The organism is Pseudomonas sp. (assembly GCF_050739995.1).
Taxonomy (GTDB): domain Bacteria; phylum Pseudomonadota; class Gammaproteobacteria; order Pseudomonadales; family Pseudomonadaceae; genus Aquipseudomonas.
On sequence record NZ_JBOICG010000116.1, the window covers coordinates 1 to 1,872 of the forward strand.

The window sequence follows — 1,872 nt, forward strand, 5'->3', positions numbered from 1 at the left end:
AGGTGGCACGGATCAAACCGACCGACAAGGTCACGATTCAGGTCATGCGCAACGGTAAAGAGATCAAGCTCTCGGCGGAAATCGGCCTGCGGCCACCGCCTGCGCCGGTGAAAGAAGAGGAATAAATTCAACCTTGCAGGTGCTCGTTCGAGAGCACCTGTAAGGTGATGTTTCAAAGCGATCCATTCTCATTAGGCATGTTATATTGTTTCAATATCGCTATTGGAACGCTCTACCATGCCGTCTCGAAAATTTGTGCCCTTGGCTGGCCTAGCCTTGGGTTTGCTGATTGACCCCGCTTACGCCGAAGAAAGCACCGTTGAACTGGACGCCATCAGCGTTACCACCGACGCCTATGAATCCGCCACCAGCCCCGTCAAAGGCTACCGCGCGACTCGTTCCGCCAGCGCGACCAAAACTGACACGGCTATTCGCGATATCCCACAATCCATCAGCGTAATTCCCGCCACGGTACTCAAAGACCTCGGCAGCACCAGCGTCGAACGCGCCTTGGAATATGCCGGCGGCGTGTCCAAGCAAAACAACTTCGGCGGCCTGACGCTTTACGAATACAGCGTGCGTGGCTTCACCACGTCAGAGTTCTACCAGGACGGCTTCAGCGCCAACCGCGGCTACCCAAGCACACCGGACGCGGCCAATATCGAACGCATCGAAGTGCTCAAGGGCCCTGCTGCCAGCTTGTATGGCCGTGGAGACCCTGGTGGCACCGTGAACATCGTCACCAAGAAACCCCAGCCGGACGCCTTCACCACCTTGCAAACCAGTGCCGGAAGCTGGGACCGCTATCGCACCGCCCTGGACATCAACACACCACTGGACAGCGAAGGCAACGTGCTGTCGCGGGTCAATCTCGCGGTGGAAGACAACCACAGCTTCCGCGACCACGTGGATGCCCAGCGGGTGTTCGTTGCGCCGTCCTTCAGTTGGCAACTGAGCCCGGACACCCACTTGTTGGTAGAAAGCGAATTCGTCCGCCACAGCTCGACGTTCGATCGAGGCATTGTCGCCAACACCGGCATGTCCCACTCCACGTTCTTGGGTGAACCCAACGACGGCAATATCCGTAACCACAACAACCGCATCCAGGCCGCCATCGAACACAACCTCGACGACACCTGGCAACTGCGCCTGGCCAGCCACTACAAACAAGGCAGCCTGTGGGGCGATGCCTCGGAAAGCCGCGCACTGAACGCCGACGGACACACCATCAACCGCCGCTACCGTGAACGCTCCACCGGCTGGCACGACAGCATTACCCAGCTGGAACTGCGTGGCCGGTTCGACATCGGCACTTGGCAGCACGAACTGTTGATCGGTACCGAATACGAGGACTACCGCAAGAAGGAACGCGTGACCGCCATCGCCGGCAGCCCGTACTCCATCGACATCTACAAGCCCGTCTACGGCCAGCCCAAACCCAATGGCGCACGCTCCGGCACTGACGTCTTTGAACAGGTCAAAAGCCAAGCGCTGAACCTGCAAGACCAGATCGTGTTCACCGACCGCCTGCGCGGCATGGTCGGCGCACGCTTCGAGCACTTCGAGCAAAGCACCGAAGACTTCGCCCGCAACCACGCCAAGAGCCGGCAAACCCACGACGCCCTGACCCAGCGCGCCGGCGTGCTCTACCAACTCACCCCACAAGTCGGCCTGTTCGCCAACGCCTCGACCTCATTCAAGCCCAACAACGGTCTGGACGCTGGGGGCAAATCCTTCAACCCGGAAGAAGGCGTCGGCTATGAGGTGGGCATCAAGAGCGAGCTGTTCGACGACCGTCTCAGCACCACCCTCGCCGCCTTCCATATCGACAAGGAAAACGTCCTGGCCCTGGACCCGACCACCGATACCAAC

The 1,872-nt window shown here is 59.6% G+C and carries 1 protein-coding gene and 1 pseudogene; both read left to right on the top strand.

The genetic code is table 11. From position 1 onward, the window contains the following. Positions 1–125: pseudogene (locus ACRESD_RS03965) on the top strand (2-alkenal reductase); the annotation flags it as partial. 112 nt (positions 126–237) lie between these two features. Beyond that, positions 238–1,872: TonB-dependent siderophore receptor (locus tag ACRESD_RS03970; RefSeq protein WP_431749731.1), on the top strand; the 1,635-nt coding region annotated here is incomplete at its 3' end.